Origin of the sequence: Aneurinibacillus sp. Ricciae_BoGa-3 (assembly GCF_028421645.1) — a bacterium.
Taxonomy (GTDB): Bacteria; Bacillota; Bacilli; order Aneurinibacillales; family Aneurinibacillaceae; genus Aneurinibacillus_B.
In genome coordinates this window covers 190,906-217,440 of record NZ_CP116888.1, presented here as the reverse complement: position 1 = coordinate 217,440, position 26,535 = coordinate 190,906, and the positions used below count along the sequence as shown (strand labels likewise).

Genomic DNA, 26,535 nt, shown 5'->3' with positions numbered 1-26,535 from the left:
CCACTACGGTGTGATAGCACCCCCTTTAGGGGTGGGATGAAAGTGAGGTCAGATACGGAGTGCCACTAAAAACCACAAGGTTTGGTGGTACTTCAAGTATCTGAAAATTCCACTTTATATTTATTGTATATCTGTTTCAGTTTATAATTATAAACTGAAACAATGTGTATATGAACGAATACAGAAAAACAAACACAACCGTATCATTAATCAACTATCGCTTCGTTTTCTGCCCTCGATATAGAAGGAAAATATTCCTTCATGTTTATGTAGAGAAACGATTCAAACAATTAGTCCAAGAAATATGTGAAGAACTAAAAATCGTTATTGTCGCTTTAGAATGTGACAAAGACCATACGCATATGTTTCTCAACGCACTACCTACACTCAGTCCTGCTGATATTATGGCAAAAATCAAAGGAGTGACTTCTAAAAAATTGCGTGAAGAGTTTCCGCACCTTCGGCACTTGCCCAGTCTATGGACACGCTCCTATTTTGTTTCTACCGCAGGTAATGTATCAAATGAAACGATAAAGCGTTATGTCGAACAACAAAAGACAAGGGGGTGAATGCTATGTCGCAGACCATCACAGTTAAAATCAAATTGCTTCCGACAAAAGAACAGGCAAATATCTTGCAGGAAATGAGTAAAAAATACATTTCCACCATCAACTCGCTTGTATTTGAAATGGTTGCTAAAAAGAAAAGCACAAAAAATTCAAGTAAAGATATTTCAGCTTCTTTGCCAAGTGCCGTTAAAAATCAAGCTATCAAGGACGCTAAAAGCGTGTTTAAGAAAGTGAAGAAAAGCAAATTCACTACCGTTCCTGTCTTGAAAAAACCTGTCTGCATTTGGAACAACCAAAACTATTCGTTTGACTTCACGCACATTTCAATGCCTATCATGATTGATGGAAAGGCAATTAAAACACCTATTCGTGCTTTGATGATTGATAAAGAAAATCGCAATTTTAATTTGCTGAAACACAAATTAGGTACGCTTCGAATCACACAGAAAGCAGATAAATGGATTGCCCAAATTTCTGTCACTATTCCTACCGTTGAAGGAACAGGCTTAAAAGTCATGGGTGTCGATTTAGGTTTAAAAGTTCCTGCGGTTGCTGTCACAGATGATGAAAAGGTACGCTTTTTTGGGAACGGCAGGCAAAACAAGTACATGAAGCGTAAGTACCGTTCTGAACGCAAAGTATTAGGCAAAAAGAAAAAGTTAAATGCCATTCGCAGTTCAAAAGATAAGGAACAACGCTGGATGAAAGACCAAGACCATAAAGTGAGTCGTGCCGTCGTAAATTTTGCAAAAGACAATAAAATTTCTGTCATTCGCTTGGAGCAATTAGCGAACATCAGACAGACGGCAAGAACAAGCCGTAAAAACGAAAAGAATCTGCATACTTGGTCATTTTATCGCTTATCTCAATTCATCGAATACAAAGCGAATTTGGAAGGTATTCAAGTTGAATTTGTGAATCCTGCGTATACAAGCCAGACATGTCCGAAATGTTCTGAAAAAAAACAAGGCACAAGACAGAAAATACAAGTGTAAATGCGGATTCGAAAAACATCGCGATTCAGTCGGTGCTATGAATATTCGATATGCACCTGTGGTTGATGGTAACAGTCAATCAGCCTAAGATGCTATACGCACTGTCTTAGGAGGGGCAATGAGATGCCCTCATCTTGAAGGCTGTTCAAAACAGAAATGGACTGCGAACGCTTAGTCATTCAAGAATCCCACCCGTCACACCGTAAGGTGTAGGGCTTGCGGCTTACAGCCGTGGGAGTCTCAACTATTATAACGTATTAAAAATGTAGACGACACAAATTATGTTTAAACCTTTTTCCTACAACTACTTCATATTGAGATAGTGCTTGCCAACCACTGGTTGTAGTGGGAGTTGTGTAGAGATTCATTTAATAACTGGATGACAAAAAAATAGAGGAGAAAATAGATGTGAGAAACATTAACATTGAAGAGGTACTAACAAAATCAACTGAGAACTATATGCGCAGTTATTTGTTACAGCTTATGCATATTACAGATGATGCCGTATTTAACGAAATCGAAGCCAATGAAGATGTCGGGTATCAGATACGTCAAATCATTGAAAAAGCAGAAAAGGAAATTCTAGCGTTGGGTGTCGGCAGAGGAATTTACGCACCTGAAATTCAACAATCGAGAGGCTATGAAGCCTTTTATCTGTGGAAGTGGTTGAAGGGTGAAGATACCTCCTCGATTACGGATAAACAGGCAATGAGCGTGGATAAAGAGAGCGTAGAACGTTTGATAAAGAGACTGGAAAAGTTGATTGAAGAATAGAAAAGAGGGTGGATATTTAAATCGTATCCATCCTCTTTTTTGTATAATAGGGTTCATTTACTAAACTGGAACAAGAAAAATCTCGTGCCAAATACATCGGTAAAGCTGTAGTCATATACCCAATCAATATCATCATAGGCAATCTCCATTTTTGTTTTGTTCCGTCATCTGTACATGGATAACGTCCATAAGAAAAATTAAGAAGCCCACAAAAAAGGAGATAAAAAACAGAGGAAAATATTGTATAATTAGAAGGTAACAAATTTAGTTAAAAGGGGTAGATACATTGAAGGTTACAAAGGGTTTCAAAAGATTTTGGGCTTTGTTTATCGTCGCTATTCTGCTTGTTGGATTTCCTGTCGATGCTTTTGCAAAAGGAGGAGTGGTTCATGTAAAAGGTTATACTCGTAAAGATGGAACCTATGTAGCACCGCATTACCGTTCTAGTCCAGATGGCAATTTCTATAACAATTGGTCTACAGCAGGAAATGTGAACCCATATACGGGGAAAGAAGGGACGAAAGTGACGCCTCCTGCTAATTATGGAGGAAGCTTGCCTTCTTCTTATACTTTCCCATCTTCGACTTACTCCACGACTTACATACCGAGTTCAAGTTATACGCCAACCTACACCACGACATCCAATACAAACACCCTTACCATTCAACAGTTAGAACAGAATACAAATCGAATCGTGTTAAATGGTGCAAATCAAAGCTCTACAGCGGTTCAACCGTCGCAAGCCGTGATGTTCATCCAAATCCCTACGCAAACCTTGTGGGAGTCCTTTAAAGGGCTTTCGGACACGGATAAAAAGCAATTCATGATAAATGTTGTGCAGAATCACAAAAATGACATAGGAAACGCTCTACATTGCTATACATTTGTTATGTATCAAAATGTGGTTTATGCTTTTGCTGATGTTAACCAATATTCCACGCCTTTGACAACAGCTTTGCTTTATAATCCAAATGGGGTTTCACTTACACAAACACAATCCAAATAAAGAAAAGAGGGGAAGGATAAGAAAACCTTATCCAACCTCTCTTTTTTTACGAAAATCCTTTTATTTTTTTAGAACTTTCATTTGATGCTTTGTTTTTCTCAGCATTTTTCACGTTGATAATGGCAGTCTTTTTAGTCATTTGTTGAATGGCTTTTAACCAATCTATATTCGTAAATGAATCTTTCTTTTTTGCCATTTATATCAACCTTTCTGCAGAGTATGACCCTTTTTCTTCTATCATAGGTTTAGCTGTACAATCCAAACAGGCACGTTTCCCATCTTCTTCATACTCCATTAAGTTTGAATGTTGGATGTCAAGACTTCCACACATATTAGAGTGTATGGCAGTTCCCTTGAATCGTATGCTATCTAATTGTTGAAGAAATAGTTCACGTTCTTCCGTAGAAAGTTCGTTGAGAATCCGATTTGAAATCTCTATCAATTGTTGACTCGCTCTTTTCTCTATCACTATTTTCCTCCTATTGTATATTAACGGATGTTTTGTACGAATTTTTCACTATTCACCGATAACCGATGCCTGTTGCAAACGAATCATCATGTGATGAAATAACGCTTTGATTTCCCTGAATTGTTGTTGCATAATGTCAACCAGGTGAGGATTGTGATTTCCAACGTAGGTTTGGTACAGCACCAACAATTCGTCTAACTTGTTTTTCATTACCGACAAGAGTACTTCAAGTTCTTTTGAAACCAGACTGTTATCAGGCTCTTCGTGAAAAAGAGGAACAATCTCCTCTAAAATACCGATTAATTCATCTTTTGTCGGTTCTGCTTCACTAAGTTCAACGAAATCGACACCAAAATGGAAGTCACCTTTTTCATCAAGGAATAACGCTTGCGTATCGATTAAAAATTGAAGGGATTGATGACCTACTTCTGTTAGTTCTCCTTCAATATCCGCTAAGTTCAAGCGGTTGCGAGCGGGTTGTGGATGTCCATCCTTTATTAATTGAATGACATAGCGTTCCTGTTCAAAAGCAAACCGAATTTCTTGGTTAAGTTCCTTTTTCAATTCTGTGATTTTGTTCGGATTTATAGAAGAATGAAATTGGAACATTTCAAAGAGCAGTTGTGCTTTGGTTTTTTCTATTTTGATATGTGTTGAAAGAATGCTGGAAACCTCAATTTCTTCTTTAATCGTTAGGTTTCTAACCACAACAATGTGATGGGTGACATGCAGTGGAATTACCTGATGATTTCCCTTAGTTGAAAGAACCGTTAACGCCTTGCCGTTGTTATACAGAACGATTCCTTCTACTAACTCTATTCCCCCACTTATGATTTTGACCAATTGCATGGTAATCTCTCCCTTTTTAAGTAAATGTGTATTTCCCTGTTTTGTGTAATTTTTATATTATAGTGAGCAGAGAAAAAATCATAAGCAGTAGGGGTGGGGCATTCCATCAAATTAAAAAGCCCCCCGATTGCGGGGGGAGCGGATTTTTATTGATTCTTCTTAACAAATTTTACGAGGTCATCTTTAGAAATTGCACCGATATGTTGGTCTATGACATCACCATTCTTAATAGCCAGGATGGTAGGGATGCTCATAATCTGAAATTTACTTGCTAAACTTGGTTGTTCATCCACATCGACTTTGCCGAATGTGACATCGGATATTTTTTCTGATACCGATTGAAAAACAGGGGCAACCGCACGGCAAGGTCCACACCATGTTGCCCAAAAATCAAGGACAACCAATCTATCGGATTTTTCTACTTCTTGTTCAAAGTTGTTCATTGTCACAGATAACATAAAGTAACCTCCTTATTTTTAATGGTCATATATTTTACGCAATAAGAAGAAGATAATAACTTTGTAAAATTAAAAAAAGCGTATCTACGTGATACGCTTTTGACCAATATGTAGTTGTTTATCGATTATACGACATAGCAACTTTTCCAAGTTCATTAATAATAATAAAATTTGCTTTCTTTTCCATGAGAAAGTTAAATGCCATTTCGATTTGGTCTGATAAACAGGTTACAAAATCTGTTGTAACGCCGTCATCAACAGAATATCGAATGATATGGGAAGCGTGTGTGTAAGGTTTCTCTTTTTTTCCTTTTCTCAATAAATGTTGTAGTTCTTTTCTAGTATCCAATGAAATCATCCTCTTTTTAAGATTTATATGGCAGAGGAGATGGGATTTGAACCCACGCCAGAACTTGCGTCCTGCTACTTGATTTCCAATCAAGCCCCTTCACCGCTTGGGTACTCCTCTATATATGGTGGGCAGGGTTGGATTTGAACCAACGTGTTTAGCACATGGCAACAGATTTACAGTCTGCGTCCTTCAGCCTCTTGGATACCTGCCCAAATCAGAAATAATATGGCGGGTAGAGTTGGACTCGAACCAACAATGTTTCTTACGTTACGGTTTTACAGACCGCTTCCTTCACCAATTTGGATATCTACCCATAATATTTGGGGTGAATGACGAGAGTCGAACTCGCAAGCGTCCGAAGACGCTACTGGATTCACAGTCCAGCGTGTACTGCCTAATCCCACCACACTCACCATTATTTGCATGGAATCATTCATTCCATCGTTCGTGTTCTGAAAGGTATGGATTTCCACCATACATGAGTATCGTAACCGTTTATGTCGCCTTATAGCGTTCATTTGTCTACCACTGTACGTTACAGGGGGCTTGTCAGATAGATTCATAAGGATTCACCAAATGATTTGCGACTATTAAATGCCCTTTTTTCAATCTTTCGACGGAAAGATATATCCATTTTGCGTACTGGTCTCTGCCGACATGAGTAGTATGTTCCCAGGTTCCTTATGAATTCTGCACCTATAGGCTACAAATGAAGGATTCTATAAGTGATACTCTACGTGATAGCGTCTACGTATTTCGCCACAATCAGAACATCAACGATAGGATGAAATTTTGTTTTGTTTGAAATGGTGTCGGAGAAGGGAGTCGAACCCTCACGTCACGAGGACAACACATTTTGAGTGTGCCACGTCTGCCATTCCGTCACTCCGACAATAGTAAGGTTGCTAGATAAATTTATAGGAATTTAACACGCTGTTTTCTTGGATAACAACTCAGAACAAACTATCACGACTCCAAACCCTGCACAGAACAAGATTGAATTCTGTCCAAAAAAACTCCATATTGGTTGCAGAGGGGGGAATCGAACCCCCGAATAAGGAGAATGAATCCTCTGTTTTACCACTACACTACTCTGCGATAATTGGTAGGGGATATCCGATTCGAACGGATGACTTCTTGGGTGTAAACCAAGCACTCTACACACTGAGTTAATCCCCTATGGTCAGAATAGCAGGATTTGAACCTGCGACCCCATACTCCCAAGGTATGTGCTCTAGCCAAACTGAGCTATATCCTGAAAAAAGTGGCGGATAGATAACGAATACATATCCGCCAAAGTGTCTTATCATAAGACAAAACTCTCAACCAGAAAGTTTACGGAATGTTGGGAGTCTCACCCAAGTTAGAAGAGAAAGCTAAGATATATCATTTCACCCAACTTTCTTTCTAAACCTCACCCCGATAATCAAAGGAAGTCGGAAGAGGGATTCGAACCCTCACGAACCATTCGGTTCCACGCTTTTCAACGCTTTGTCTGCCATTTCCATCATTCCGACGACAAGGTGGGGTGCAGAAGGATTCGAACCTTCGACATTCCGATTGCTCTATCACTGAGCGATGCACCCATTAAGTTTTCTATAAACAATTATATTTTGTTTATAGACTAAAGTCAATTTGATATTGCGTAAAAAATTTTTGTATGGTCAGGGTAGTAGGATTTGAACCTACGACCTTCTGTTCCCTATACAGACGTTCTTCCAAACTGAACGATACCCTGATGGTATCGGAGAAGGAACTTGAACCCTTACGTCTTTCGACCTGCTTCTAAGGCAATTGCGTCTGCGATTCCGCCACTCCGATATACAAGTTAGAAAAGAAACGGGATAAAAAAGGAGGAGGGAGAAGTAGGTAGTGAGCCTACCGTGCGACAATCAACGGATTGTCCATTACATTTCAAGTGTTCTCCCATTTGGTTGCAGAGGATGGAATCGAACCACCGTTGTAAGGGTATGAGCCTCACCAGACTAACCAAGCCTTGCCCTCTGCGATAATTGGTAGCGTGTGTGGGAATCGAACCCACGATAATTGGTAGAAAGCCAATTGTCTTAACCACTTGACGAACACGCCATTGCGGAAGGGGAGAGAATCCTCTTTCCCTTCACATTTTTTTGTTAAGCTATCAGTTCTCGTACAACTTGCGAAATAAGCCCGTTTTCAGCTTTACCAGCAAGAGAACCTTTTGCGAGTTTCATCGCATCACCTATCGTCATCCCTTTTACCACACCAAGTTTTTCAAGGGCATCCTTGATTTCTTCCTTGGACATTTGGGCAGGTAGATAGGCTTGTATCACCACAATTTTGGCTGTCTCTTGTTCCACAATATCCTGTCGGTTTGCTTTTTCAGCTTCCGCTAAAGATTGTCGAGTTTGTTTGAGTTCTCGTTGGACGATTGCGATTTCTTCGGCTTCCGTTAGTGGAGAACGTTTTTCTTTTTCTGCATTGGATAATCCAGCACGTAAAAGGGTAAGCACGCCTTTTCGCACCGTTTCTTTTTGCTTCATGGCTTCTTTCATTTCTGCCATGATTCGCTCTTGCATCGTCATGATACAATCCTTCTTTCTGTTTGAGTTTGTATGGTAAAAGACAGTCCTAAATTTCTGTTTTTCCTAGCGATAAATGGTAGCGTGTGTGGGAATTGAACCCACGATAATTGGGAGAAAGCCAATTGTCTTAGCCACTTGACGAACACGCCACATTGGTACTGATGGGTGGGTTTGAACCACCAACCTTACAATTATAAGTTGTATGCTCTTCCGCTTGAGCTACACCAGTATGGAGGAGGGTAAGGGAATCGAACCCCCGCTACGCTCATCACGTAGTCATCGGTTTTCAAGACCGAAGCATTACCTCTCTGCCAACCCCCCATATTTGGTACTGCCAAGTGGAATTGAACCACTGACCTCCATCTTATCAGGATGGTGCTCTGCCGACTGAGCTATAGCAGTAGAATGAAAAGTGGTAAAGCCTGCCTAAAAGGGGATTAGTCTTTCGGTGCTTTTTTACAGCTTGTGTTCACACTTTGAGGAAACAAATCCAACTTCCTGATTGTGTTTTGCACTTTGCGAACCCTATGTCTATTTATTCTTCATCCTGGTCTTTGTTGTCCTCGTTATCACGTATGGTTTTTTGTAGTACAAAAGATGACATGATAAGAAAAGCGGCTGTTACCGCATAATATCCTTTAACGGAAAGCGGTTCTTGCAACGTGTAAATACCGATGTACATGGCAATCACAGCGGCAACAAAGGAAAACCAGGCTAAAAAAGTAAATGCGGTTGTGTTTTTTCGTTTCAATCTTTCACCCCCCTTTTTTTATGTAACGATATACACAAAGGGAATGAAAAATAACGGAATGTAATCGAAGATGTTTTTAATAAGCAGGAACATCTTCATTTGCTTAAAACTGCTTGCACTCAAAGGGATTAAGGAGACCCCTGAACCTCTAGGCTATAATATATGAGTGTCTAACGTTTTGGTACAGGAGAGGGGAGTCGAACCCCCACGCCCATAGGCGACAGATTTTAAGTCTGTCATGTCTGCCATTCCATCACTCCTGTATAATTGGTCGGAGGCACGGAATCGAACCGATAAGCAAGTAGCGACCAAGCGTGTTTTCCATTAACACTATCCTCCGATTATGGCGGTGAATAGGGGAATCGAACCCCTGTTATTCGGTAGACAGCCGATTGTATTAACCACTATACGAATCCACCATTTGGCAGGGGCAGTAGGAATCGAACCTACATCAGAGGTTTTGGAGACCCCTGTTCTACCGTTAAACTATACCCCTATGGCTGAGAAGATGGGACTCGAACCCATGACCATTCGTTTAACAGACGAATGCTCTACCAACTGAGCTACTTCTCAATATTGGTTGGAGAGAAGGGACTCGAACCCCTGCATACACGAGTCAAAGTCGTGTGCCTTACCAACTTGGCTACTCTCCAATATGGCGATGGATAGGGGAGTTGAACCCCTGTTAATCGGTAGACAGCCGATTGTACTGCCGTTGTACGAATCCACCATTGGAATGGGAAGAATTTTCCCTATTTCCATTTATAATACTTCGCCCAATCATGTTCACTTAAACAGAAACGATAATTTCTTGTTCCGTTTTGGACTTGTTTTTCTTCCGCTTCTTTATCGTGTTGGAAGTTTTCATACGAATACCTTGATACATAATCATGGACATCATACGTTTCGTAAATTTTACGATAGGCTTTCCCATTAGGTAAGGCTTGTTTGTATCGCCTTACTTTTCGGTTGGCAAAGTTTTTGCCTGCTTTACCTGAATCGTGGTCTTTAATGATGGGCTGTTTCTTATAACTGCGACTCATTTTCTAAGCACCTCCTTTCAGGTACTTAGAAGGCGGTTTTCTTTATTTTCATCAGGGTTTCTCCTCCTTTATCAATCGCTTCTTCGTTTTTATCGTTACTTATCGGTTTTGGAATCACGGTCAGATTGTTTTCCATCAAAAACAACTTCGTAGTCATCGTCCAATTTGGAGACGTATTCCGTTAGGTCACCATCATCGTCCTCTGCTTCATAAATGTAGTAAGCATTGCCGTATTGATTGACGTATACCTGTCCGTACAAGTGATGATGTTCATCAAGAAAATTTCCAGTACGTTTGTCTTTAATTTGAAAGGACATCTTAACTTTTCACTTCCTTAAATAAGTAGTGAGGTGAGTTGGATTCACACCAACAGGCACTTCCCCAGGGCGTGTGGACGCATCCGTGTGCCTACGCCATGAGCCTTTCACTCATGCGATACCCCTGCGAGTTAACATTTCTAATGTAGTCACCTCATAGATGGCTCCGAAGGTCGGAATCGAACCAACAACCATCTGATTAACAGTCAGACGCTCTACCGTTGAGCTACTTCGGAATTATGGTGCTGAATAAGAGAATCGAACTCCTAACCCCCTGATTACAAATCAGGTGCTCTACCGATTGAGCTAATCCAGCAAAGTGGAGCAAGTGATAGGATTTGAACCTACGACAGATGGATTTGCAATCCATTTCCGTACCAGACTTGGGTACACTTGCATATGGCGGAGAGGATGGGATTCGAACCCACAAAGGAAGGCACACTTCCCGACAGAGTAGCAGTCTGTTGTCTTACCGTTGGACTACCTCTCCATAACAAAAAGGGTTGCTCCGAAGAACAACCCTTGTCATCTCAAATTATTGTGATTGGCAAAAAGTAATCGTATCAAAAACGATGTTTGTTCCTCGTATATCGATGTGTTGAGTTGTCGGTAAATTGGCAGTCAAGAATAAGCCATTGATTATCATGGTTCACATTTTGACTATATGATGGTTGTTCTAAAGTTGATGTTGATAAGAATAACATAATCCAATTACCTCCATTTCTCTTGTAAAATTTTGCTGTTTTGTTGAACTTGAAATCAATATATCATCACTATAGACTATTGTCAACGGTTTTATTCGAAAAAAAATGTCGTAGAGTGGTTCTAGCTTTATCTAGGTTGTCTATGACTTCTCTTTTTATATGCAGGAAAATAACAAGATATTCAATAGAATGGGGAGGGGCTGACGTTTATCCTACGATATCTACACGAACAGGTACTTTTAAGAGTGGTGTGTGATGCACTTTGATAGTGGCATCCACTGAGACGGATGGTTGGGTGGGAACACTAAATTCCACGATTTCTTTTTCTCCTTGAACTTTAAGAAAAAGAGTCCACATCCCACTCCCATCTTTTTCGGGGAACACATCCACTAACTTTCCCTCTGTAAAACTTAAACGATTCCTCTGGAAAGCGAGCAAGTCTTTTTTACATTGATGAATGGCAGGAAGCGTAAAAGCCCCCATGATAACAAAATAAAGAGCAAAAAGGTCATAGGTATATCCAGCCCGCATCCCCATGTAAGCCACACCTAAAGCGATAAGGATGGAGACGCCAAGAAGCATTTGATTTCTTTTTAAACGTTTTATAATGACGGTTTCAACGCTATTTTTTAATTCCATTTGAATCCTCCTTTCTACTCGATTTCTTTAATTGAAAGTTGCTTTAATAGATAACGATTGCCCCTCTCCTATATTCTATTGCACTATATACAAAATAAATTGTAAAAATTACTTTACAGTATTGTAAAAGAGTTATAGTGTGTTATAATGAATTTAGAGAATTTTTTTAGAATCGAGGAACGAAATGGATTTCGAAACTTTACTCCAATACGCCAAAACAAGACTCGACACCTACATGGCGTTATTAATCCAAGCAAAAGAAAATCCAGACGTCATTCTCACCGATTTATTTAGGAGTGGTTCTGAAAATCTACTAACTCATGTCGTTGAACAATCTCCCGAACTGATAGGTGAAACTGTAGAAATCCATGAACTGCAGGATTATCTTTATCAGCTATTGGTTCCGCATTTATCACGCACATTAAAAGACTTTGAATTCATTTATGATAGCAATCGCTATCCCGCTCCATTGTCATTGTGTTACGGAGAAGAAGAAGTAGGTATCCTCAATATTTATGAGAAGAAGTTCATCATTGCACGGCATAGCATAATTGCAAAAGAAAAAACGAAGCTTGCCTCTATGGAAGCGGAGTACGAAACCTTGCTTAAAGGCATGCAAGAATATGAAGGATATAAAAACAATATTCTCTCTTACGCAAAGAACCCACTACAGAAAGCACAAATTGTGTTTCGAAAAAAACACTTTGAAAAAGAAGTGTTGAATAAATACAAAGATTATCTGGAAGCTTCAATGGAAGTGGAACAACGAGTGATAAGTCAACGGTTAGCGGTTGAGCGATTACGAGATGAAATCAAGCCTTTTGAAAACATGCAGTATTCGGTAGCGGAAAGTTTTTCAGCCAAATATGGCTATGAGATTGTCACACCTGAATAAAGGAGGAGAAATGTATGTCGTTTGGAACCTATATGTACAAAATTCGTGGATTGATGCATCTGAAACGTTACCAAAATTTATTTAAGTTTAAGCAACGTAGTGTAGCTGAACATTCCTGGTCAGTGGCAAAGATTGCACAAGGGTTAGCGAAGATTGAAACACAATATGGAAACAACGTGAACATGGGATTGCTTCTAGAACGTTGCATTTCGCATGATGAAGTGGAACTCTTCACAGGTGACATTTTAAGCAAAACGAAACGCATCACCGAAGCGATGAAGAAAGCCGTTGATGAAGCAGAAATTATTGTGTTCAACGAAAAATTTACCAAGATTATTCCGCAAGAATGGATAGAAGAGTATCGACAGTATATTCTCTATGCCAAAGACGGTACGCTTGAAGGGGAAATCCTACGTGCGGCTGACATCATTGATACCATTTTTGAATCCGTTGAGGAAATCAAGTTGGGTAATCAAGAAGACTTTGGCGAAATTTTAGTGTCCGTAACAGAAAGCCTCATTACCATCGACTTAGCGAGCGTGAAATACTTCCTGAAAGAAAATCTAGGCGAGCTTGGTCTTGATATTCGGGAGTATTATGGCGAAAACGTCTATCGTTTCATTGAATCGATTAAAGACGAAAAGAGCTTGATTTCTTAATCAAGGAATTATATTTTTTTCTTTTGTATATGATATATAAATTTGATGAAACAGGCGTAGTTAAAAACTACAAAATTGACCTGAATAGGAAAGGATGTTTTTACTTATGATTAACAATGCAGTTTTAACAGGAAGATTAACCAAGGACGTTGAATTACGCTACACGCCAAATGGTGTTGCAGTTGGTACATTTACATTAGCAATTGACCGTAGAACGACGAATCAACAAGGCGAACGGGAAACTGATTTTATCCCCGTTGTTGTTTGGAGACAACAAGCCGAATTATGTTCGCAGTATCTCAAAAAAGGACAGCAAGCCGCTGTTGTGGGTCGTATCCAGGTTCGCAATTATGAAAATGGGGAGGGACGACGTGTTTATGTCACAGAAGTTGTGGCTGAACAAGTTCAATTCTTAAGTGCTCCTACTGGTTCGAATGCTTCTGCTGGTTCGAATGCTACTAATTCGAATGCTACTCATTCAAATTCAAGTAGTTCACAACAATCAAATGAAAATCCATTTGCTGGTGACCAAAGACCAATTGACATCAGTGATGACGATTTACCATTTTAAGGGAAACAAGTTAAAAAAAGTATCTCTAAAGAGGTCATAATTGACCTCTTTTTGCGTACATAAAACATACAGATAAACAATGAATGGAGACCCCTATAGGTCTCTTTTTTGTTTCTAAACATGATGACAAGGCAGTACAAGGAAATGCCAATGCGATTGAATTTTCGCTTTATCCCATAAAATAACATCAAGAAAGGAGAGAAGCCATTGAAAACAAGAATACGAGTGCCAAATGAATATGAAGACTTAGCGGTACAATATGGAGCCAAATATGATGGGCGGATGAAAAGTTTTTATGTACCAGAAGATAAAGTCATCTCGATTTTTAATCCATTTATCCCTTTAACCGTAGAATTGGTTCCCGCCTCCAATTGGGAACATAACGTGCGCTCTGAAATGAAGGAGGATTGGGATACCTTACGAAGAGCCGTCTACAGACGAGCGGGCTACAAATGTGAAATTTGCGGAGGAGTAGGGGAACAACATCCTGTGGAATCTCATGAAATCTGGTCATATAATAGCAAAACCCAAGTGCAAAGGCTAGAAGGGTTACAAGCCTTATGTGTGAAATGCCATAAGACCAAACATTGGGGATACGCCCTGACACATGGCATGGAAGAAATCGTACGAGAACATATCAAAAAGGTAAATGGATGGAAAGATGAAGATGTATTGAAATATATTGCAGAAGCATTCCAACTCTTTGAAATGAGAAGCAAAATGGAGTGGGAATTAGATTTAAGTGTTTTAACACGTAAGGATTGATTGAGCACATTTTGTATGGTAACGGATGCGTCCTTTCACTATGATAGAAACAAAAATGTGAAGAGGAGGGAAGAATGAACCCATTAACCTTTAGAAAAGCCAACCTCACCTACTTCTTATTTTTTCTTTATTTTATAGCAGGAAGTGTTGGTATCTCCGTTTTAAATCCTTCAATGAACCTTTATGTTCTTCTTAATGAATTGATTTTGGTTGCCCCTCCTGTTATCTTTTTTACCTGGAAGTACAAAAGAAAACAAAGCATCCAATCTTTTCTTAGACTGAACCCAATCGGATGGAAAACCGCTCTCGTAAGCATGATAATCCCGATTGTTATGTATCCTGTGATTGCAGGACTTAATGCCTGTGTTATCTCAATGCTTCCCAGCATGCCCAAAACGTTTGATAACGTGAATCTCATGCAACAGCTAAACTTTTGCATTGGACTGCTAGGTGTTGGGATTCTACCAGGCATCTTAGAAGAAGCCATGTTTAGAGGTATTCTGATTCGTGGCATGCAACATAAGAGCAAACGGTTTGCGATTGTATACATTGCCTTTCTTTTTGGCATGTTTCATATGAACCCTTACAATTTTGTTGCCCCATTCCTTTTAGGAATTTTGCTTGGCTACCTGCTTTATACCACCAACTCCATTATTCCAGGAATGATAGCACATGCCACCAATAATACCATTGCTGTTATTGGCGTGGCGTTACTAGGGAACGTGCAAAAGCCAACACAAAGCACACCCATGCCTTCTTCTATGCCTCCATCCGTTATCGTTTTTGCCGTTATCATGGTCCTTTTACTTTTTGCATTTTCGATTTGGGTGACCCGTTTTCTCTTTAAGAAGCTGAAAAAATGGAATCCCCAACCGCTTATCGAATATGAAGTAATTGAAGAAGAGAAAGAAAAACGAAAAAATAGATGGAGCTATCTTTATGTCAGTGTACCGTTTGTTTGTTATTTCCTTTCAATTTTATTTTTAACGAAACTAACTTAAACATCCCAAGCCTTTCTTACAAAATAGAAAGGCTATTTTATTGCCTGTAAAAAACTATAATGTTATGATTCAAACCCTATAGAACCTGCTATTCGTATCAGTCCATGAGGTTGCTATATTATAATAAAAACATATGAAGGAGGAACCGTATTTGAATTTTGACGAGATAAAAATTAACAACCGCTTACAAATTGAAAGTGAAAATACAGACCATACTTTACGTAATGTGAAAGGCATTGTCTTAGGGGTAAGTGCTCATTCTGTTATACTTGTCACTGACTTTGGTCAATTAGTTGAAATCGACGAAGATAAAATTTTGAGCATCACGAAGATTACGTTTGATAAAATAGTTTCGGATGCCTTAACGGATTTAAAAAATCATTTTAATGACATCTATGAACTTGAAATGAAATTAAAATATATTAAAGAGAATGAGCAGACGCTTCGTGACAAATTATTTGATGCGAATTTTTTAGCGAAATTCAACATCAAAGGGGCGAAAAATCGGCTTGATAATTCCATCGATAAAGAACTGTTATCCTTTGAAAAGGAACTCATATATAAAATATCTTTTGATTCAAACCCTAACAGTGAAATAGAAATTTTCATTCAAGTCTTTAATAACTTTGAATACTACAATCTAAATCCTGGTGAAGTGGATAAAATCATTCGTACCCATGCCCCGAATATCAAAGACGTAATTGAGAAGTGCTTTGCTTTTCAGTCAGATATAGAAGAAATTGAAAAGAAGGTCGTTCATGAAAAGGATTCTATGTATAGCGTCTGTACGTTGTATCGTCTGAAAGTGGAAGTGACAGAGGTCACATTCTTATCCATACGAGAAGAAATCATAAAAGGATTGATGAAATTAAAGAAATAATTTTGGAATAAAAAAGGAGGATGATGCTTTTTGGAACCTAAATTAAACGAACAAGAAGACCCAATTAAACCAATAAAACTATGGAAAGAAGTCAAGGACTGGCTAATTGTAATTGTTATCGCATTTCTTGTGGCTATTATCGTGACAACCTTTGTGAAACCGACCCTTGTAATGGGTACATCGATGTATCCTACTTTACATGACAAAGATTACTTAATGGTGAATCGAACCGCATATCACAATACCATGCCACACTACAAAGACATTGTGGTGTTCAACACCAACTTGGCTCAAGATAAAGTGCTAATCAAACGGGTTATTGCGGTTGCTGGAGATAGAATTCAAATCAAAGATGGAAAAGTCACTGTAAATAACAACATGCTCAATGAGCCTTATATTCATGGACAGCAAACGATTGCAAATGTGGATATTATTGTTCCAAGCAATAAAATTTTTGTAATGGGTGACAATCGAGGCAATAGTCTCGACAGTAGATTCCCTGAAGTGGGATTGGTTGATAAGTCACAAATCATTGGTAAAATCATGTTTCGTGTATTCCCAATCAACCAAATTCAGGACAAATAACCTTATGATAAGCCATGTTGGATTATAGAATATAAAAATTAATGTAAAGGAGGTAGGCTATGAACAAAATCAATCAAAAAGGGATGGAACTCATTCAGTATAAAGTCGAGTTGGAAAAGGAATATCCGAAGCTAATCAAAGATTCATTGATATTATCCCTTGAACAGATGATGGAAAACAAAGTTCTGGATATGAACACGTACATGTGCATCAAAGATGAAGCCATGAAAATCGATGAATTTCAAGCATATCTACTCACCAAACCTGCATTCACAAAAAGCAAAGAAGAGATTTTTGCGGAGTATGAGATTCTTCGTACTGAAGTCGATAAAAAGCTAGAAGAGCATGAGATTAACCACTTGAAAACAGAAAGTGAATTGGATAAGGAAGCCATTCTTCTTACACGTAGATTTTGCCTGGATGGAGAATTTACGATGTCATACTTTGATGTCAAAGAAGAAGACCTTTTGAATTTAATGAAGAAAAGAGGATTTGTTGAGAAGTTTGCTGTTTTACGTTTGGGTGCTATCTTTAATCAACTGAAAGAAATGCTCACATACCCACAAGAATTGTTTGAATATCAGTCAGGACTTGTTTATTTTGATAGAGATGAAAACGGGTACTGCATTGATTTTACGTTTCAAATCAAGATTGAAGAAGTAGAAAAACAAGAACGGTTGGATGTCATTTGTGAGGGCATAAAGGAAGTCAAAAAAGAAGTCGAGGATTTCTATCAGCTTAAAATGGCGATTTAATAGGAAGCGAAGCCTTCCTATTTTTTTATAAAATATTTTGATTTACGCTAACTAAAGGAGGGACGGTGAATGGTGCTATGGGAATTTTTTGCCAGAATCATTATTTTTATTACAAAAGTCTGTTTTAAAGTATTGAGCTTGTTTGTTTTATTGTTTTTATTCGTTTCTTATACCAATATCGGTGGAACAATGGATGCAATCAAATACAAATACTATATGGCAACTGGTAAAGAACTAACCACGCAAAGTGTCATGAATGATATGCAACAAAGGATGCAACAATCTACGGATAACTTAAATCAAGTGTCAAACATGATGAATCAGACACAGACAACCAAAAAATGAACCAGAGAGATGGCGGGAAACAAAATCCTACCATCTTTTTTATTAATATGAACCAACTACATATAATTTACAAACACAGACAATAGACTAGAATATTCTAATTTCATAAAGGAGAGATGAAAAGATAAAAACAGGATTGGCAAGCTGAAAAAAGTTCTTACAGGAAATATTGATGTCAGATGGTATAATAAATCTAAAGGAGTGATTGTCTTGGAGGAACTACTTAAGCAGTTACTTGAAGGGCAAAAACGGATGCAAGAACAAATGGAAAGACTACAGCAAAATCAAGAAAGAACAGATGAAAGATTAAATTCCATTCAGCATAATCAGGAAAGAGTAGAAAAACGCCTAAGTTCTATAGAGGATAATCAGGGAAGAGTAGAAAAACGCCTAAGTTCTATAGAAGATAATCAGGAAAGAGCAGATAAAAGATTTAGTGTCATCGAGGAAAATCAAGAAAGAATGGATAATCGATTAAGCCTCATGCAAAAAGACGTGCAAAACATAAAAGAAACGGTTGACCGTATTGAACAAGCACAAGAAGAATCTGTTATTGGAATGCTTTCTCACATAAAAAAACAGATGGATGTAAAGGAAACCAAAATCCAACTGTTAAATAAACGACTATTTGATGTAGAAGCGAAGACTGAACAGACGCAATAGTATAGGAAATGCGAAAAGAGACCGAATAGGTCTCTTTTTTGCTTCCTCTTTATATAATGCCATTTCTAGCAAACTCCTCTTGTAGCTTGCTTCTTCCTTGTGTATTATCTCCTTCACCCAGGTAAGAAGGGTGGTTAGGAAATACATCTATGGTATCGTTGTAGAGTTTACGGGCATTGTCGATTGTATCAGGGGAACCCACGTACAACATACCTACTAATGCTTGTCCGATGATGATTTGTTGATGGTTGAAAGGAAGCTCTTTACTAACCTTCTTAACGGATTGAGTGGCTTGCTTTCTCCAATCGGCTTGCGTGTAATCAACTGGATAACGATTAGCGGCTTCTCTAAATAAATTTTCTTTAAGGGAATCAATAATACTGATGCCTTCCTGGTGTTGATAGACTATCCAGGCGTGATGTTTAGGCATATCTCCAATTTTAAAAACCCATCCAGAATAGAATTCTAAGGAAACGCCTATTTGTTCTCCGATTAGACGAATGCGTTCGGAGTTGGAATAACAACGTCCAATGGGAAGGTCAATATTATCGATAGCTTTAATCACATCATCTCGTGTAAGCGGAACCGTATTCTCGCTATGAAAAAGCACCAGGTTCTTTTTACTGGAAACGGGATACATCTTGCTTGGAATTTTATACTTAGACTTCTCGTTTACAGTAAAGAAGACTTCCTTGTAACGGATATCCATATTCGTTACATGATATTCGCTCACCATTATTCCTCCCTCTTAAAAGAAAGGCTCCTCTTTAATTAGAGAAGCCTTTCTTTTTAGCTTTATATTTTCTCCTGTTACGCCTCAATTAGTTTATTGAAAGCTTCCTCGTTAAGGATGGTGACGAATTCGGCTAATTCCAAGGCTTTCTGGTGTTTGGAAGAACCTTCTTCACCATCACCCATCAAGAGATAAGTGGTTTTCTTGCTAACCGAACCACTTACTTTGCCACCTAAAGATTCAATTAGTGATTTGAATTCATCTCTACCTTTGGAAAGTTTCCCTGTAATTACGAAGGTTTTCCCTTCTAGAGAGGTTCCTGCAGGAGCTTGTCCCTGATACTCACTTTCCATTGTAAATCCAACGGCTTGAAGTTCACGAATCGCTTCAATGTTCTTCACGTTGGTAAAGAAGTCAACCATACTTTCGGTCATGGTGCTTCCAAAATCATTAATGGTAAGGAGTTTGGCACGGAACGCATCAACATCCTTGGAAAGCTCAATGATTTCATCCATGTTCTTGAAGGATTTAGATACATCTTTTGATGATGATTCACCAATATGACGAATAGACAAAGCATATAGCACACGATGGAGAGGATTTTTCTTCGATGCTTCAATTCCCTCTATCATTTTATCATATTTCTTCTTACCGAACCCATCCATTGTGGTGATTTCCGCTTCATTTTCATGGAGCTTATAAATATCCGTGACGGAAGAGATAAATCCTTTTTCCAACAGTAGTTTGATGGTTTTATCGCCTAATCCATCAATATTAAGTGTTTTTCGACTGACGAAATGTTCAAGCTTACCTTCTAATTGCGGTCTGCAATCGAGTCCTGTACAGAATAGGTTTTCTCCATCCCATTCAGTAGGGGAACCACATGCAGGGCAGTGGGTAGGAGCTTCAATAATTTGTTCATTTCCAGTACGAACATCCTTAATACTTTGAACCACTTGCGGAATGACATCATTTGCTCTGGTGACAACAATACGGTCTCCAATACGAATGTCTTTTCCTTTACGTAACTTCCCACCAACATAGTATTCTTTGTCCGATACATTTCCGTAATTATGAAGGGTTGCACGACTGATTTTAACCCCATCAATTTCCACGGTATCAAATTCAGCAACAGGCGTAATTTGTCCACTTTTTCCAACCTGCTCTACAACCTTATTTAGTGTGGTTGTCGCATCTTCCGATTCAAACTTAAAGGCACAGCCCCAACGTGGAAATTTAGCGGTGTAACCTAACTCCTCACGAATCTCCAAATCGTCAAATTTAAGAACCAATCCATCAATCTGATAGGGTAGGGTTTTTCGAATCGTCTTATGATAGGTGAGACAGTAGTCTACCAAAGCCGTTATGCCTTCTTCAGTGTTGTCAAAGACCTCATATGGAACCACATGGAATCCTTGAGTTTTTAAGAACTCTAACATTTCTACATCGGTAGAGAATTCTACACCTTCTGCAGATACCAAATCAAACACAATTCCCATCATGTTTCGGTCTTTGGCAATGTTAGCATCCAGTTGAGACATCGTTCCAGAAGCCAAGTTACGAGCATTAGCATATTCCCCATTGACATTAATTCGTTGGAATTCCACGAAAGGAATGACTGCTTCCATGCGTACTTCCAATTTTCCTTGGAAAAGAATGTGTTTGGGTACATCTTTGAACGTGCGAACGTTGTGTGTAACCGCCTGGCCAATATACCCATTGCCTCTCGTCACGGCTAACTGTAAGTCTCCATTATCGTAGGTAAGAACAATGGTAAGTCCATCCAGTTTTTGTTGAGCGATAATACGGCTGTTGGCTTTTTTGCTGAATTTCACAATTTCTTCTCCTGTGTGAACTTTTTCCTGAGACAACATCGGAGTCGAGTGTGTTACCTTTTTTTAAACCATCTACCATCACCGCAACAATGCGTTGAGTTGGGGATTCTGGTGTGATGAACTCTGGATTCGCCAGTTCCAACTGTACAAGTTCCCTATAGAGTTTGTCATACTCCGTATCGGTGATAATTGGATTGTTCATTTCATAGAGTTTGTCATGTTTAGTGACTTCCTCTTGAAGAAATGCGATACGTTGCTTTGCAGAATCCTTATCTAATACGATTTCGTTTGCCATTGTTAAGTTCCTCCCTATAAGTAGTTCTTTCCTTTTATTTTTGTTGTGTGCAGAAGTTTTGAACGTTTTCAACTGCAATGGAAGTGATTTCTTTTGTTTGTGCGTGTTGTACGAACAAAATGTTTTCCTTACCGCCTACGATGCTAAATGACTCACCGTTTTGAATAATAGCATTATAACCTGAATTCACAACATCCAACGAGGTCTTCATTAAAATCTCTCCTTTTGTAAAATAAGTAAAAGCGTTACGCACTTTTCACAACGACATCCATACGGGATTTCGTTTTTGCGTCATATTCTTTAACGAGTTCAACAGAATAGGACTGCTCACTTGCCATCATCGTTTCTTTGACGTAATTGTATACATCTAAAGCCGAAGCGTAAGTGCTTCGCATAATGACCTTTGTTCCATCAACTCGAACAGCGTATTCATTTGCGCCTTTCTTTGCCATGTCATAATGATAACCATTCATCATGCTTGCTATAAATATCTCTCCCTTTTCACTGTAAGATAATATCTTTCCTTTTTTATATAAATCACTATATTGTAGATTGTAAAAAGGGGATTGATTCAAAGAAAAAAGAGGGCGAACAGAGAAATTAAGTAAGATTCACTATCTATGTATATTGTTTTTATTGTACTATATAATTAATAAATAGTAAAATATAATTTACAAAAACGGTGAAATAAAAAAAGAACAGCACCCCTAGAAAGGATACTGTACTTTGGTTAAGAACTAAAATGCATTGTCTTTGGGTATTTAAACGCCAATCTACCGTATAAATCGTTATATATGATTAGGACTCTAATACGATATAGCCTAATTCCTGGTTATGCTTTTTCGCTTCTTGTTGGATAGAAAAACTCCACTCAAACTGAAGTGGAGGAAGGCTTACATAATTTGTTCATATAGGCAACTGGAAACAAAAATGAAAGGAATAACGGAACGAATAACGAAAAATATAAAACAGAAGGTGTAACGTAAATCAATAAATAGAGAGGAAAAGTGGAAGGCATAAAGATATAACCTTCATCTACTGTAAGTGTGAATTCTCCTTTTCTTTGCTTGTATCTTCTAAAAACAATCACAGCTATGATTTGAATAAAGATAAAACAGAAGCATCCCAATACATCCCGCATGGGTAAAAAGGACATTTTTGCGTCTATGCATAGAGGAATACCTGCCAGCAAAATATATGAAATGAACAATAAGGAAGAAGAATATCGGCTTAATTTATTAATAGTAATGTTAAAGACTCTCATATTTTATGACTCCTTTACTTATATTTTTACATTATGTTTTTATCGCTTGAGGGTATATGTAACGAGAAGAAAACTCTACTCGTCTGAATGCACTTTAGGATATACCTTCGTACAACTTACTTAGTTTCAAACAATAGTGTTCCTAACCAACTTACGAGAAGACTAAGACCAAATGCAATAAGTCCATGTCCTTCTACACTAATCATGGCAGAAACCATATTCCAAACCAAGAGCAAGCAGTTCCAAATCATTCTTTTGTGATTAAAGAACGGTTGTTTCCAATAATATTTGTCGATAGCAATTATCCCCAACAAATTAGCTACAATTATTAAAGGAAACAACACTGGGAAAAACGTTATAATCTGTGTTCCCACAAACGTTCTCAAACCATTTAGAATGAGATGGCGAAGGTTAAATTTCAAAGTGTTTATCACCTACCTCATTATTAAACTCGAACAAATGAAGTAGATATTCTTTTCCATGAGGAAAGAAAGAATCTACTCCTCAACGGAAATACGACCTATATAAACTGTTATATCCAGTGCGATTCATGATATAATAAGATATATCTTGAATTTCAGTGTGTTGAATTAAGAAACTGTAATTTCTTAATTCAAACTACCTTTTGGATTTCTTTATACAGTGTAAGGTTTTTTCCTATTGAAAGTCTAAACTGGTAAAAGCAACACCTAAATCATGTGTTTCCCGTCTTTTTTGTTCTGTTCTATCTTATATGCAGAATAAAGGGGGAGCATTCTCAAGAGCCAACCTTGTATGTACGAGGTTGGCTTTTTGTGTGGGAAGGTTAGCGATTCTCAACAAAAGACTACTTCCTGTTTGCTCCATTTAAGTTCTCGATTTACCTCTTCTGTGAATTCCAGTCAAAAGGAAGCGTCTGGTAACTCTTTATCAATTAATCCGTATACCGTTTCAAGGGATAAATGAGCAAAGTCACATGTATCACCTATCGTAAAATTCAGTTTGATATCGTATTTTTCTTCCAGGTAATGTTTAATGGTCTCAACAAACGTGCGTACAACATTTTCGATATGTTTAAGAATGGCATAAAACATGTCATTTTTGGTATCTAACGCTACCTCATAAAGTTTAAATTGATATTTGTTTCTGGCTTTTGTTGTCTGATAAGGTTTTAGAAGGACGTTGTCTATTTGTAGAAGACAATCCACCAGGGGATTTCTAATGGTGTGTAGAATTTCTTCTTGTGTTTCCATGAACAGAATATCTTCTTTGTTTATACGTTGTTTAATGGATGCCATGTTGTTGTCTCCCTGTTATTGAATCACACATATAAAACTATCACATTTTATAAAAAATGTAAATTTTATTTTACATAAATAAAAAATAAAAAAGATACTTTTTCTTACATGCTTTAGAACTCATGGTATAATATCTAATAATTTAATATTATGAATAGTGCCGTGTTATTTGATAAATAGGGGGAACTTATTTTGGCTCAAATTATAGCTAATTCAATCATTTCAAGAGAAAATCTTTATCATCGTAAGTTTAAATCGGAAGTAACCAAAACGAATATGCCATCTTTTTATGAGAATGAAGAAGCCATTTTGCCTTTACTTAAAATATTAAATAAGATTTATGAAAGTCACATCGGTATACAATCATTTAAAAACGGAGTAATAGGTGAAACAGAATCATGAAGTCTGCAGTTATGTATGTTCGTTACTCTAGCGATAACCAACGGGAAGAATCTATTGAAGCACAAGTTCGAGCTATTGAAGAATATGCTAAGAAACATCATTTTCATATCATTGAGATTTATGCTGACCGTGCTAAGTCAGCTACCGTTGACAAACGTCCCGAATTTCAACGGTTGATAGAAGACAGTTTTAATGGTCAATTTGAGGCTGTGTTGGTTCACAAACTTGACCGATTTTCCAGAAACAAATATGACAGCGCCTTCTACAAACGAAAACTAGCAAAAAACAAAGTACGCCTAGTTAGTGTTCTTGAACAACTAGATAATTCACCTGAGAGCGTCATACTTGAATCCGTTCTGGAAGGAATGGCAGAGTATTATAGCAAAAATCTCTCGCGTGAAGTCATGAAGGGTATGAAAGAAACCGCTTTGCAATGCAAGCATACGGGAGGGCAACCACCATTAGGTTATGATGTACATCCAGTGACCAAAGAATATGTTATTAATGAACAAGAAGCATCCTGTATACGCTTAATCTACTCCATGTACCTTGATGGATATGGTTATAACCAAATAATTAAGAAGTTAAACGAATTAGGCTATAAAACGAAAAAAGGTAAGCCGTTTGGAAAAAATAGCATTCACGATTTATTGGTGAACGAAAAGTACTACGGGTTGTTCATTTTTAATAAATCAGTTGGAAAAGATATGGAAGGGAAAAGAAGCAATCAAAGAAAACCTGAAGAGGAAATTGTCAAAATTCCAGGGGGGATTCCTGCTATTATTAGCGAAAATGAGTTTATGAAAGTACAAGAAAAAATGAAGCGAAACAAAAGAATGTCAGGTACATATAGAGCGATTACTACTTACTTACTTTCAGGTTTAATCTTTTGCAGTGAATGTGGTCATGCTATGGTAGGAAATCGAAGAGTAGCAGGGCGCAATAAAAACGTATATGTGACGTATCGTTGTGGTAATCGAGATAAGAAAAAAACATGTCATAATAAAGAAATCAATAAGGAATATGTAGAAGATTATGTTCTTCAAGTGTTTTGTCAAAATCTTTTTCAAGAAGAAAGAATCCCATTGTTAACAAACAAGTTAAATGAATTTATTTTTCAAAAAGAGGATAGTAGTCAAGCGGAATTAAGAAGACTTCACAAACAACTAAAACAAACATCAGATGAAATCGAAAATATCGTTTCAGCGATAGCAAAAGGATTTACACATGAATCTTTCCTGCGAAAAATGGATGAATTAGAGAATGTTAAACAAAACCTGATACAAAATATCCATACCTTACAACAAACCAAGTCTAAAACTATCATAACGGACGAAATTATACGGGAGTTATTGTCTCAGTTCAAAACATATGTAAAAAAAAATAACGTACCCGAAATAAAAGTAGTGGTTCAAAACTTTATTAATAGGGTGACGGTACATCCCGATTATGTCGAAATCGAATTCAAAAAATAAAGAGGTCATTTTTCAATAATGAGAAATCACCTCTATCAAATGGATTGCGTCTTATTTTAGAGAACTTACAGCCTTATAGATGTAGGCATAGGGAATGAACAAAGACAGTAAGAAAGGGATGAAACATAAAACGTGAAGAAAATAGGGACTTGTAAAGAGAGAAAAGAGGTAAAAAGGAAATGTCGATGGAAGAAGAACAAAACATTCGTCTGATGTGACAATCTCTTCTTTTTTTCGTTTCTTATATTTTTGAAATGCTATCAGCACAATGATTTGAAGTAGAATAATACCCATTCCTTGTGTGAAATCATGGGTAGATAAGAGAGATATCTGTTGATATATCCATAACGGAAGAGCCGTAAGAAAAATATACAAAAGCAGTAAAAGGGGATAGGGCAGTTTTTTCAATGTATGATTAAATGATTTAAAGATATGCATCTTGTTCATCCTCCTTTTTTTGAAATAAGATAGATGATTATGTAACGAGAATAATACTTTCTCCTGTCTTGAATGCTGTTTGGATACAACTTCGTAAACTTCCTTAGAGGAGAAACTTCTATTCCTCAACGGACTACGACCTGTATAGACTGTTATATCCAGTGCAATTCATGATATAATGAAATTATCACAAATTAATGCGTGTTC

At 37.7% G+C, this 26,535-nt stretch carries 31 protein-coding genes, 28 tRNA genes and 1 pseudogene; 16 read left to right on the top strand and 44 right to left on the bottom strand.

Features of this window, described 5'->3' with window-relative positions; translation table 11 throughout:
- Positions 1-170 precede the first annotated feature (170 nt).
- The 4 genes and pseudogenes from tnpA (at position 171) to PP175_RS26780 (ending at position 3,344) form a co-directional block, all read left to right on the top strand.
- On the top strand, positions 171-569 hold the full coding sequence (gene tnpA / locus PP175_RS26795) for an IS200/IS605 family transposase (protein WP_272444141.1): 399 nt from the start codon (positions 171-173) through the stop codon (positions 567-569).
- A 5-nt stretch (positions 570-574) separates the two neighbouring features.
- A pseudogene (locus PP175_RS26790) lies at positions 575-1,652 on the top strand (RNA-guided endonuclease TnpB family protein).
- Between the two features lie 320 nt (positions 1,653-1,972).
- On the top strand, positions 1,973-2,338 hold the full coding sequence (locus tag PP175_RS26785; protein WP_272444140.1) for a hypothetical protein: 366 nt from the start codon (positions 1,973-1,975) through the stop codon (positions 2,336-2,338).
- Positions 2,339-2,624: 286 nt separating this feature from the next.
- Entirely contained in the window at positions 2,625-3,344 is a 720-nt protein-coding gene (locus PP175_RS26780) for a hypothetical protein (protein WP_272444139.1), read from the top strand.
- A 46-nt stretch (positions 3,345-3,390) separates the two neighbouring features.
- Here PP175_RS26780 and PP175_RS26775 read toward each other — a convergent pair whose 3' ends face one another.
- From PP175_RS26775 to PP175_RS26590, 38 genes are all read right to left on the bottom strand, one after another.
- Positions 3,391-3,540 carry a hypothetical protein gene (locus PP175_RS26775; RefSeq protein WP_272444138.1) on the bottom strand — a complete coding sequence of 50 codons (150 nt, stop codon included), beginning with the start codon at positions 3,538-3,540 and terminating at the stop codon, positions 3,391-3,393.
- Positions 3,541-3,813: a hypothetical protein gene (locus PP175_RS26770; protein ID WP_272444137.1), complete on the bottom strand. Its 273-nt coding sequence runs from the start codon at positions 3,811-3,813 to the stop codon at positions 3,541-3,543.
- Positions 3,814-3,861: 48 nt separating this feature from the next.
- Positions 3,862-4,662, bottom strand: a complete 801-nt coding sequence (locus PP175_RS26765; RefSeq protein WP_272444136.1) for a hypothetical protein — start codon at positions 4,660-4,662, stop codon at positions 3,862-3,864.
- Between the two features lie 146 nt (positions 4,663-4,808).
- Positions 4,809-5,120: a thioredoxin gene (gene trxA / locus PP175_RS26760; protein WP_272444135.1), complete on the bottom strand. Its 312-nt coding sequence runs from the start codon at positions 5,118-5,120 to the stop codon at positions 4,809-4,811.
- A 118-nt stretch (positions 5,121-5,238) separates the two neighbouring features.
- Positions 5,239-5,469: a hypothetical protein gene (locus PP175_RS26755; RefSeq protein ID WP_272444134.1), complete on the bottom strand. Its 231-nt coding sequence runs from the start codon at positions 5,467-5,469 to the stop codon at positions 5,239-5,241.
- A gap of 28 nt (positions 5,470-5,497) precedes the next feature.
- A tRNA-Ser gene (locus PP175_RS26750) sits at positions 5,498-5,589 on the bottom strand.
- 5 nt (positions 5,590-5,594) lie between these two features.
- Positions 5,595-5,683: transfer RNA gene (locus tag PP175_RS26745), tRNA-Tyr, on the bottom strand.
- Positions 5,684-5,698: 15 nt separating this feature from the next.
- Positions 5,699-5,785 (bottom strand) — tRNA-Tyr (locus PP175_RS26740).
- Positions 5,786-5,793: 8 nt separating this feature from the next.
- Positions 5,794-5,885, bottom strand: a tRNA-His gene (locus PP175_RS26735).
- 394 nt (positions 5,886-6,279) lie between these two features.
- Positions 6,280-6,364: transfer RNA gene (locus PP175_RS26730), tRNA-Leu, on the bottom strand.
- Between the two features lie 132 nt (positions 6,365-6,496).
- Positions 6,497-6,570: transfer RNA gene (locus PP175_RS26725), tRNA-Met, on the bottom strand.
- Between the two features lie 5 nt (positions 6,571-6,575).
- Positions 6,576-6,651, bottom strand: a tRNA-Val gene (locus tag PP175_RS26720).
- 1 nt (position 6,652) lies between these two features.
- Positions 6,653-6,730, bottom strand: a tRNA-Pro gene (locus PP175_RS26715).
- 176 nt (positions 6,731-6,906) lie between these two features.
- A tRNA-OTHER gene (locus tag PP175_RS26710) sits at positions 6,907-6,989 on the bottom strand.
- Positions 6,990-6,997: 8 nt separating this feature from the next.
- Positions 6,998-7,058, bottom strand: a tRNA-OTHER gene (locus tag PP175_RS26705).
- Between the two features lie 75 nt (positions 7,059-7,133).
- A tRNA-Pro gene (locus PP175_RS26700) sits at positions 7,134-7,210 on the bottom strand.
- Between the two features lies 1 nt (position 7,211).
- Positions 7,212-7,293 (bottom strand) — tRNA-Leu (locus tag PP175_RS26695).
- Between the two features lie 110 nt (positions 7,294-7,403).
- Positions 7,404-7,480: transfer RNA gene (locus PP175_RS26690), tRNA-Met, on the bottom strand.
- Between the two features lie 5 nt (positions 7,481-7,485).
- A tRNA-Glu gene (locus tag PP175_RS26685) sits at positions 7,486-7,560 on the bottom strand.
- 44 nt (positions 7,561-7,604) lie between these two features.
- Positions 7,605-8,036, bottom strand: coding sequence for a GatB/YqeY domain-containing protein (locus tag PP175_RS26680; RefSeq protein WP_272444133.1), 432 nt, complete (start codon positions 8,034-8,036; stop codon positions 7,605-7,607).
- A 74-nt stretch (positions 8,037-8,110) separates the two neighbouring features.
- Positions 8,111-8,185: transfer RNA gene (locus tag PP175_RS26675), tRNA-Glu, on the bottom strand.
- A gap of 4 nt (positions 8,186-8,189) precedes the next feature.
- Positions 8,190-8,265 (bottom strand) — tRNA-Ile (locus tag PP175_RS26670).
- Position 8,266: 1 nt separating this feature from the next.
- A tRNA-Ser gene (locus PP175_RS26665) sits at positions 8,267-8,357 on the bottom strand.
- 5 nt (positions 8,358-8,362) lie between these two features.
- A tRNA-Ile gene (locus PP175_RS26660) sits at positions 8,363-8,438 on the bottom strand.
- Between the two features lie 133 nt (positions 8,439-8,571).
- The gene (locus PP175_RS26655; RefSeq protein WP_272444132.1) at positions 8,572-8,787 is read right to left on the bottom strand and encodes a YiaA/YiaB family inner membrane protein; all 216 of its coding nucleotides are present in this window, start codon (positions 8,785-8,787) and stop codon (positions 8,572-8,574) included.
- A 179-nt stretch (positions 8,788-8,966) separates the two neighbouring features.
- Positions 8,967-9,050 (bottom strand) — tRNA-Leu (locus PP175_RS26650).
- Positions 9,051-9,131: 81 nt separating this feature from the next.
- Positions 9,132-9,206, bottom strand: a tRNA-Asp gene (locus PP175_RS26645).
- Positions 9,207-9,209: 3 nt separating this feature from the next.
- Positions 9,210-9,283: transfer RNA gene (locus PP175_RS26640), tRNA-Trp, on the bottom strand.
- A 1-nt stretch (position 9,284) separates the two neighbouring features.
- Positions 9,285-9,360: transfer RNA gene (locus tag PP175_RS26635), tRNA-Asn, on the bottom strand.
- 4 nt (positions 9,361-9,364) lie between these two features.
- Positions 9,365-9,440, bottom strand: a tRNA-Gln gene (locus PP175_RS26630).
- A gap of 3 nt (positions 9,441-9,443) precedes the next feature.
- Positions 9,444-9,517 (bottom strand) — tRNA-Asp (locus PP175_RS26625).
- Positions 9,518-9,539: 22 nt separating this feature from the next.
- Positions 9,540-9,830 carry a hypothetical protein gene (locus tag PP175_RS26620; protein ID WP_272444131.1) on the bottom strand — a complete coding sequence of 97 codons (291 nt, stop codon included), beginning with the start codon at positions 9,828-9,830 and terminating at the stop codon, positions 9,540-9,542.
- A 95-nt stretch (positions 9,831-9,925) separates the two neighbouring features.
- Entirely contained in the window at positions 9,926-10,147 is a 222-nt protein-coding gene (locus tag PP175_RS26615) for a hypothetical protein (RefSeq protein ID WP_272444130.1), read from the bottom strand.
- 161 nt (positions 10,148-10,308) lie between these two features.
- Positions 10,309-10,383, bottom strand: a tRNA-Asn gene (locus tag PP175_RS26610).
- A 4-nt stretch (positions 10,384-10,387) separates the two neighbouring features.
- Positions 10,388-10,463: transfer RNA gene (locus PP175_RS26605), tRNA-Thr, on the bottom strand.
- Positions 10,464-10,467: 4 nt separating this feature from the next.
- Positions 10,468-10,544 (bottom strand) — tRNA-Cys (locus tag PP175_RS26600).
- A gap of 3 nt (positions 10,545-10,547) precedes the next feature.
- A tRNA-Ser gene (locus PP175_RS26595) sits at positions 10,548-10,637 on the bottom strand.
- A gap of 421 nt (positions 10,638-11,058) precedes the next feature.
- Positions 11,059-11,490, bottom strand: a complete 432-nt coding sequence (locus tag PP175_RS26590) for a hypothetical protein (RefSeq protein ID WP_272444129.1) — start codon at positions 11,488-11,490, stop codon at positions 11,059-11,061.
- Positions 11,491-11,674: 184 nt separating this feature from the next.
- On the opposite strand from PP175_RS26590, the gene PP175_RS26585 reads away from it, so the two are divergent.
- The 10 genes from PP175_RS26585 (at position 11,675) to PP175_RS26540 (ending at position 18,609) form a co-directional block, all read left to right on the top strand.
- On the top strand, positions 11,675-12,385 hold the full coding sequence (locus tag PP175_RS26585) for a hypothetical protein (RefSeq protein WP_272444128.1): 711 nt from the start codon (positions 11,675-11,677) through the stop codon (positions 12,383-12,385).
- A gap of 14 nt (positions 12,386-12,399) precedes the next feature.
- Entirely contained in the window at positions 12,400-13,044 is a 645-nt protein-coding gene (locus tag PP175_RS26580; protein ID WP_272444127.1) for a YfbR-like 5'-deoxynucleotidase, read from the top strand.
- A gap of 106 nt (positions 13,045-13,150) precedes the next feature.
- The gene (gene ssb / locus PP175_RS26575) at positions 13,151-13,615 is read left to right on the top strand and encodes a single-stranded DNA-binding protein (RefSeq protein WP_272444126.1); all 465 of its coding nucleotides are present in this window, start codon (positions 13,151-13,153) and stop codon (positions 13,613-13,615) included.
- Positions 13,616-13,822: 207 nt separating this feature from the next.
- Positions 13,823-14,380 (top strand): HNH endonuclease, encoded by a 558-nt coding sequence (locus PP175_RS26570; RefSeq protein ID WP_272444125.1) that lies wholly within the window; start codon positions 13,823-13,825, stop codon positions 14,378-14,380.
- A 74-nt stretch (positions 14,381-14,454) separates the two neighbouring features.
- The gene (locus PP175_RS26565) at positions 14,455-15,381 is read left to right on the top strand and encodes a CPBP family intramembrane glutamic endopeptidase (protein ID WP_272444124.1); all 927 of its coding nucleotides are present in this window, start codon (positions 14,455-14,457) and stop codon (positions 15,379-15,381) included.
- A 151-nt stretch (positions 15,382-15,532) separates the two neighbouring features.
- A complete protein-coding gene (locus PP175_RS26560) occupies positions 15,533-16,261 on the top strand; it encodes a hypothetical protein (protein ID WP_272444123.1) in 729 nt (242 codons plus the stop codon).
- A 30-nt stretch (positions 16,262-16,291) separates the two neighbouring features.
- Positions 16,292-16,846 (top strand): signal peptidase I, encoded by a 555-nt coding sequence (lepB, locus tag PP175_RS26555; protein ID WP_272444122.1) that lies wholly within the window; start codon positions 16,292-16,294, stop codon positions 16,844-16,846.
- 59 nt (positions 16,847-16,905) lie between these two features.
- Positions 16,906-17,601 carry a hypothetical protein gene (locus tag PP175_RS26550; protein ID WP_272444121.1) on the top strand — a complete coding sequence of 232 codons (696 nt, stop codon included), beginning with the start codon at positions 16,906-16,908 and terminating at the stop codon, positions 17,599-17,601.
- A 69-nt stretch (positions 17,602-17,670) separates the two neighbouring features.
- Positions 17,671-17,946, top strand: coding sequence for a hypothetical protein (locus PP175_RS26545; RefSeq protein WP_272444120.1), 276 nt, complete (start codon positions 17,671-17,673; stop codon positions 17,944-17,946).
- Positions 17,947-18,156: 210 nt separating this feature from the next.
- A complete protein-coding gene (locus tag PP175_RS26540; protein ID WP_272444119.1) occupies positions 18,157-18,609 on the top strand; it encodes a hypothetical protein in 453 nt (150 codons plus the stop codon).
- A gap of 49 nt (positions 18,610-18,658) precedes the next feature.
- Here the strand turns inward: PP175_RS26540 and PP175_RS26535 are convergent, their stop codons facing one another.
- The 6 genes from PP175_RS26535 to PP175_RS26510 form a co-directional block, all read right to left on the bottom strand.
- Positions 18,659-19,345, bottom strand: coding sequence for a hypothetical protein (locus tag PP175_RS26535; protein ID WP_272444118.1), 687 nt, complete (start codon positions 19,343-19,345; stop codon positions 18,659-18,661).
- 74 nt (positions 19,346-19,419) lie between these two features.
- Complete coding sequence (gene ligA / locus PP175_RS26530) at positions 19,420-21,213, bottom strand: NAD-dependent DNA ligase LigA (RefSeq protein ID WP_334314242.1); 1,794 nt, start codon at positions 21,211-21,213, stop codon at positions 19,420-19,422.
- Positions 21,095-21,472 (bottom strand): DNA ligase LigA-related protein, encoded by a 378-nt coding sequence (locus PP175_RS26525; RefSeq protein ID WP_272444116.1) that lies wholly within the window; start codon positions 21,470-21,472, stop codon positions 21,095-21,097. Before PP175_RS26525 ends, ligA begins: the two co-directional genes overlap by 119 nt.
- 34 nt (positions 21,473-21,506) lie before the next feature.
- Positions 21,507-21,683, bottom strand: coding sequence for a hypothetical protein (locus PP175_RS26520; protein ID WP_272444115.1), 177 nt, complete (start codon positions 21,681-21,683; stop codon positions 21,507-21,509).
- A gap of 34 nt (positions 21,684-21,717) precedes the next feature.
- Complete coding sequence (locus tag PP175_RS26515; RefSeq protein WP_272444114.1) at positions 21,718-21,948, bottom strand: hypothetical protein; 231 nt, start codon at positions 21,946-21,948, stop codon at positions 21,718-21,720.
- A gap of 1,669 nt (positions 21,949-23,617) precedes the next feature.
- Positions 23,618-24,013, bottom strand: coding sequence for a hypothetical protein (locus PP175_RS26510; RefSeq protein ID WP_272444113.1), 396 nt, complete (start codon positions 24,011-24,013; stop codon positions 23,618-23,620).
- Positions 24,014-24,205: 192 nt separating this feature from the next.
- On the opposite strand from PP175_RS26510, the gene PP175_RS26505 reads away from it, so the two are divergent.
- Both PP175_RS26505 and PP175_RS26500 read left to right on the top strand, forming a co-directional pair.
- Positions 24,206-24,415, top strand: a complete 210-nt coding sequence (locus tag PP175_RS26505; protein ID WP_272444112.1) for a hypothetical protein — start codon at positions 24,206-24,208, stop codon at positions 24,413-24,415.
- Entirely contained in the window at positions 24,412-25,890 is a 1,479-nt protein-coding gene (locus PP175_RS26500) for a recombinase family protein (protein ID WP_272444111.1), read from the top strand. Before PP175_RS26505 ends, PP175_RS26500 begins: the two co-directional genes overlap by 4 nt.
- Positions 25,891-26,535: the final 645 nt, after the last annotated feature.

Coding starts and splice junctions, on each gene's coding strand:
- PP175_RS26580 (WP_272444127.1), top strand. CDS start 12,400: ATGTCGTTTGGAACCTATATGTACAAAATTCGTGGATTGATGCATCTG.
- PP175_RS26500 (WP_272444111.1), top strand. CDS start 24,412: ATGAAGTCTGCAGTTATGTATGTTCGTTACTCTAGCGATAACCAACGG.
- ssb (WP_272444126.1), top strand. CDS start 13,151: ATGATTAACAATGCAGTTTTAACAGGAAGATTAACCAAGGACGTTGAA.
- tnpA (WP_272444141.1), top strand. CDS start 171: ATGAACGAATACAGAAAAACAAACACAACCGTATCATTAATCAACTAT.
- PP175_RS26545 (WP_272444120.1), top strand. CDS start 17,671: ATGGTGCTATGGGAATTTTTTGCCAGAATCATTATTTTTATTACAAAA.
- trxA (WP_272444135.1), bottom strand. CDS start 5,120: ATGTTATCTGTGACAATGAACAACTTTGAACAAGAAGTAGAAAAATCC.
- PP175_RS26590 (WP_272444129.1), bottom strand. CDS start 11,490: ATGGAATTAAAAAATAGCGTTGAAACCGTCATTATAAAACGTTTAAAA.
- PP175_RS26615 (WP_272444130.1), bottom strand. CDS start 10,147: ATGTCCTTTCAAATTAAAGACAAACGTACTGGAAATTTTCTTGATGAA.
- PP175_RS26510 (WP_272444113.1), bottom strand. CDS start 24,013: ATGGCATCCATTAAACAACGTATAAACAAAGAAGATATTCTGTTCATG.
- PP175_RS26550 (WP_272444121.1), top strand. CDS start 16,906: ATGAACAAAATCAATCAAAAAGGGATGGAACTCATTCAGTATAAAGTC.
- PP175_RS26535 (WP_272444118.1), bottom strand. CDS start 19,345: ATGGTGAGCGAATATCATGTAACGAATATGGATATCCGTTACAAGGAA.
- PP175_RS26525 (WP_272444116.1), bottom strand. CDS start 21,472: ATGGCAAACGAAATCGTATTAGATAAGGATTCTGCAAAGCAACGTATC.
- PP175_RS26565 (WP_272444124.1), top strand. CDS start 14,455: ATGAACCCATTAACCTTTAGAAAAGCCAACCTCACCTACTTCTTATTT.
- PP175_RS26775 (WP_272444138.1), bottom strand. CDS start 3,540: ATGGCAAAAAAGAAAGATTCATTTACGAATATAGATTGGTTAAAAGCC.
- PP175_RS26765 (WP_272444136.1), bottom strand. CDS start 4,662: ATGCAATTGGTCAAAATCATAAGTGGGGGAATAGAGTTAGTAGAAGGA.
- PP175_RS26585 (WP_272444128.1), top strand. CDS start 11,675: ATGGATTTCGAAACTTTACTCCAATACGCCAAAACAAGACTCGACACC.
- PP175_RS26620 (WP_272444131.1), bottom strand. CDS start 9,830: ATGAGTCGCAGTTATAAGAAACAGCCCATCATTAAAGACCACGATTCA.
- PP175_RS26520 (WP_272444115.1), bottom strand. CDS start 21,683: ATGAAGACCTCGTTGGATGTTGTGAATTCAGGTTATAATGCTATTATT.
- PP175_RS26680 (WP_272444133.1), bottom strand. CDS start 8,036: ATGACGATGCAAGAGCGAATCATGGCAGAAATGAAAGAAGCCATGAAG.
- PP175_RS26515 (WP_272444114.1), bottom strand. CDS start 21,948: ATGATGAATGGTTATCATTATGACATGGCAAAGAAAGGCGCAAATGAA.